Genomic DNA, 4,462 nt, shown 5'->3' on the forward strand with positions numbered 1-4,462 from the left:
TGCCGGCTGATCGCATCGCAGAAAGGGTTATCGGTGGTTGGCTGATCCACGCACAACGCGGCGACCGTGGAGGCGTTGGCGGTGTTGATCGCGTCCTTGATGCGGATGTCGTACCAGTCCAGCGCGATCTGCAGACGGGGTAGCGGCCGTAGGACCAGTCCAGCAGTCCAGGTGCGTGCAGTCTCAGCCTTGAGGTTGGCATTGCCCTGTCGAGCGCCGGGAATGTTGATGTTGGCGTTAGGGTTGTTGGCGCTGGTGAAGTTGGCCGCATCACCGCCAGCCGATCCGATCAGCGCCGCGCAGTTTGCCGCACGGTACTGCGTGCCATCGCCACGGTTGCCAAGGTAGCACGGATCGGTGATGTAATCGCTGTCACCGGTACGTGGGCGGAACACTTCGGCGATGTTGGGCGCACGGACGGACTGCCCGTAAGACCCGCGGAAGGTAAGTTCCACGACAGGAGCCCATACGCCGTTGAACTGGTATGTCTTGGTGCTGCCTACAGTCGAGTAGTCGGAATAACGCCCCGCCGCGCCCACAGATAGCAGGTGCGCGAATGGCCGGTCCTTCAACAATGGCAGGTTGAGCTCGCCAAAGGCCTCCCACACGTCGAACTTACCGCTGGAGGGCGTCGGGATGACGTACTCGTCATACTGATAGAACACGTTGTCGAGCAATTCCTGGGCCGGACGGAAGCGGCTGGATTCACGCCGATACTCGCCCCCGAACGCAAATTGCACGGGGCCGCCCGGCAGTTGGAACAACGCTCCGAAGTCGCCGCTGATCGATGCGTTGACGACATGCTGTTCGAGCCGTGCATTGCTGACCGGATCGGACAGGTAGTAGCCGTAGGACGCCGGGTCGACGGTATTGGCGCCGAAGGTGTTGACGGGCACGCAGCCTGCCGCCCGCGCGGCCGCGGAACGGCAGACGATCTGCCCGGTCGCGGGATCGCGCACAGCGTCGAGCGCGGCGGTAAAGCGGTCGCTCAGCCGGTCGTTCAGGTTGGTCGCGCGCACATCGGTGCGTCCATACGTGTAGTAAGCGTCGTAAGTGGCATGGTCGGAGATCCTGCCGGTGACGTCGATGACGCCGCGGTAGGTCCTCCGGCGATCCTCCTCCCCGCGACGCGGGATATCGAAGTTGTTGCGGCTGATGTCGATCGAAGTCAGCCCGGCTTGCTGCGCTGCTGCGAGGAGATTTGCCGGGATAAACGGATTGTCCAGCGTGACCGTCGCAGGATAATTGCCGCCGTAGCCGGCAAATGAGCGCGCGGTGCTCTGCACGAACTTGCCTTCGATGCTGACCTTGAAGGCATCGGATGCTTCAAACCGGCCCAGCAGATTAACGGCGTGACGCTCTGTCTTGGGATAGATGTCACCGATATAGCCGGCCACCGGCGTATCGTCCCCGCCGGTCGAGTAGCCATCGTTTTCGAGCACGGTGCCTGGCGTATAGATGCGCCCGTCGCCCCGATACCGCACGCCGCCGATATCGACGATGCCATAGGTCGAGCTGTCGGGATAGCGGATGTCGCGCACCGGCCCCTTCTGGTAGCTGCCGGCCTTGGACGGATCGTAGCCATTCAGGTTGACGAAGTTCGCGCGATTGGCGCTACGCAGATAGCTGCGATCATCGTTTGCGAGCGGGTCATCGGCATTGTACTCGTAGGCGACCGTCAGGTTGGCGCGGCCACCGGCGAAATTGCGACCGGCGATGATCGAAGCGAAGCGGTTGCCCGCATCCCCATGCTCGGAGATGCCCATCTGCGCGCGGGCAGAGATGCCATCGAAGTCGCGGCGCAGGACAAAGTTGACCACGCCGGAAACGCCATCGGCACCATAGACCGCCGAAGCCGCGCCCGTCAGCACGTCAACCCGCTCGATCAGATCGGTGGGGATGGTGTTGATGTCGACTGCCGCGCTGTCCGCCTGGCCGGCGACATGGCGGCGGCCGTTGACCAGCACAAGAGTGCGATTGGGGCCAAGGCCACGCAGATCGAGGAGGTTGAGGCCGACCTGGCCCACTGCGCCTTGCGTCTGCGAATTTCCTGCCGTGCGGGTGCTGTCCAACGAGTTGGTGAGCGCCGGCACCCTCTGCAGGAAGGCGGTCACGTTGGTGTTGCCGGACTGTGCGATCGAGGCTGCGTCGAACGAGACGATCGGATTGGGCGCGGCATAGTCGCGCCGGCGGATGCGCGATCCGGTGACGACGATCGTGTCGTCCGTGCTTTGGGCGGACCCTTGAGATGCGTCTCGGGGCGCTTCCTGTGCGAGCGCAGGCGATCCTGCCATGATCATGGCGCATCCTGCGAGCAGCACGCCGCGCATCGTCGATGTCTTGTTCATTGCCCTGAGCACCCCTGCTTTGTTCGGCTTATTGTGATGCCGTTTGGCGCGGAACCTGGCGACTGACAACTTGTTACAATCGCCCCCTCGGGCAACTGGCGTCGGGGCGAGCGCGCGGCCATTAGAAGTTGATGGGAGCATGGCAGGACAGTCGGGGAGATCGCCTGACACGCAGGAACGTCTTGGCGGGTGCCGCTGTCGTGGCTGCCACATCGTGCGGACCGAAAGCTGCCACCCCGCCGCTGCGGTTCTGGGCGACCAGCTATGAGGGCGATTACTCCCCCCACCTGATGCCCGCCTTCACGGCCGCGACCGGTATCGAAGTCGATGTGCAATCGGTGCCATCCACCGCGGCTCACGAGAAGATGCTGACCGCATACGCTGGCGGCGTATCGCCAGACGTGTTCATGCTGCCCTCCGGCTGGATCGGCGAGTTCGCGACGATCGGTGCGCTCGCGCCGGTACCCTCGCCCGATCTGGTGACGGATATCGTCCCCGCCGCCCTCGCCCTCGCGCAAGTAGAAGGCAAAAACTGGGCTGTTCCATGGGCGGCCGCGCCTCAGGTTCAGTTTTACCGCCGCGATCTGCTGCAAGACGCGGGTTACGCCAGCATGCCGACAAGCTGGAACGCATGGCGCGAGATGGGCCGCACGATCAAGCGCCGCCGCCCGGACGAGTTCGTGTTCCTGACCCTGCTGAACTGGCCCGACACGCTGTTCTCGATGCTCTACCAGACCGGCGCGTCGATGCTGCGCGAGCATAACACGCGCGGCAACTTCCGTTCGGCAGAGGCAGAGGCCGCCTTCGCATTCTACCTTTCGCTGTTCACCGAAAACCTGGCCCCCCGCGCCCTATCGACGGAAGTGCAGGACCCCTTCGCGGCCTTCGCGCAGGGGCGATATGCCGTGTGGCCAAGCTGGCCGACACTGCTGCTCGACCTGCATCGCCGCCGCGCGGAAATCCCGGCGGACCGCTGGGCGGTGGCGAGGCTCGCAGGTCCGAACGGCCCGGGACCTGCTGCGATGATTGCCTCGAACGTGGCGGTCAGCGCCGCCACGGCGCGTCCACAAGCCGCTTGGGCGCTGGTTCGGCATCTGACCTCGGCCGCCAGCGAACTGCGTTTTCAGCAGCTGATCGGTAACCTGCCGGCTCGGGCAAGCGCCTGGGCTTCGCCGCAACTCCAGGCGCCGGTGCTCCGGCCCTTCGCCGAGCAGATGCGCGAACCCGCGATGGCGCCCAAGATCATCGAGTGGGAACGGATCCAGATCGAAGTGCAGCTTGTCGCCGAGCGTGTCGTGCGTGGGCTTCTGACCATCCCGCAGGCGCTCGCCACCATCGATGACCGCATCGATCAGATACTCGCCAAGCGTCGCGCGCTGGTAGAGGCCGGGCGCATCGTATGACCCACCAGGAACGCACTGCCTGGCTGTTCACCGCGCCGGTGCTGGCGATTATCGCTGCGATGCTGGTGCTGCCGGTAACCCTTGCCCTGGCCCTCAGCCTCACCGACTACAGCATCTACGCGCTGGCGGATTGGAGCAATGTGCGCTTCGTCGGCCTGGGTAACTTCACGGAGCTTTTGCGGACCGCATTGTTCTGGCGGGCGCTGGCGAACACCGCCCTGTTCGCCGCGCTCGGCGTGCCGATGGCGATCGGTGCATCGCTGGGCGCGGCGCTCTTGCTGCACGATACCACGGTACGATGGCAACCGCTGTGGCGGGTGGCGCTGTTTGCCCCGTATGTCACCAGCGTAGTGGCGACGGCGGTGGTCTGGCGGTTTCTGCTCAACACTCGCTTCGGCCTCATCAACTACGCGCTGGTTTGGCTGAGCCTGCCCCCGGTCGACTGGCTCGGCAATCCCCATGCCTCGATCCCGGCGATCCTGCTGTTCGTGACCTGGAAGATCTTCGGCTACAACATGATTGTCTTCACCGCCGCGCTGTCCGCCGTGCCTCAAGACTTGATGGAGGCCGCCCGGCTCGACGGTGCGTCTCGCTGGGGGCGCTTTCGCCATGTCACCTTGCCGGCGATCGGGCCGACACTGCTGCTGGCCTCCGTGATGAGCGTGGCAGGCTTCCTGCAGATCTTCGCCGAGCCCTATGTCATGACCCTGG

Annotated in this window: 3 protein-coding genes; 2 read left to right on the top strand and 1 reads right to left on the bottom strand. The window is 64.5% G+C overall.

From position 1 onward, the window contains the following. Positions 1-2,348 (bottom strand): TonB-dependent receptor plug domain-containing protein (locus tag ACHWRX_RS05135; RefSeq protein WP_394658343.1); only part of this gene is annotated, 2,348 nt, incomplete at its 3' end. A 182-nt stretch (positions 2,349-2,530) separates the two neighbouring features. Between ACHWRX_RS05135 and ACHWRX_RS05140 the strand changes: the two genes are divergently transcribed. Then, entirely contained in the window at positions 2,531-3,751 is a 1,221-nt protein-coding gene (locus ACHWRX_RS05140) for an extracellular solute-binding protein (protein WP_394658344.1), read from the top strand. Continuing rightward, the coding region (locus ACHWRX_RS05145; RefSeq protein ID WP_394658345.1) for a carbohydrate ABC transporter permease at positions 3,748-4,462 on the top strand (715 nt) is incomplete at its 3' end. The genes ACHWRX_RS05140 and ACHWRX_RS05145, both read left to right, overlap by 4 nt.

Origin of the sequence: uncultured Novosphingobium sp. (genome assembly GCF_964277725.1) — a bacterium.
Lineage (GTDB): Bacteria > Pseudomonadota > Alphaproteobacteria > Sphingomonadales > Sphingomonadaceae > Novosphingobium > Novosphingobium fluoreni.